Here is a 266-nt window from a genome sequence, read left to right on the forward strand (position 1 = left end):
CTAATAGTCTTTTAGTTTGTTTCGGATATTTTTTAATGTATTCCCAAGTGTAGTTTTTCATGGCTTTTTTTGAGTTACTATTTGTTTTATTATATCCTATTATTGTGATTTAATTAAATTATGGAGAAGTTTATTAGTTCTAAGATTTGAAAGCTTAGATTATGTCTTAAATAAACCAACATTAGAACAATTTGTTCCTCTTCTGATAATTTAGGAGGTGTTCCGCTTCCTGGTTGATTAATCCTAATTTTGGTTTTTTCGATTTC

1 pseudogene is annotated in these 266 nt (G+C 27.1%); it reads right to left on the minus strand.

Features of this window, described 5'->3' with window-relative positions:
• Nucleotides 1-131: 131 nt before the first annotated feature.
• Nucleotides 132-266: pseudogene (locus MiAbW_RS20515) on the minus strand (transposase family protein); the annotation flags it as partial.

It is taken from the genome of Microcystis aeruginosa NIES-4325 (assembly GCF_008974145.1).
GTDB lineage: Bacteria > Cyanobacteriota > Cyanobacteriia > Cyanobacteriales > Microcystaceae > Microcystis > Microcystis aeruginosa_G.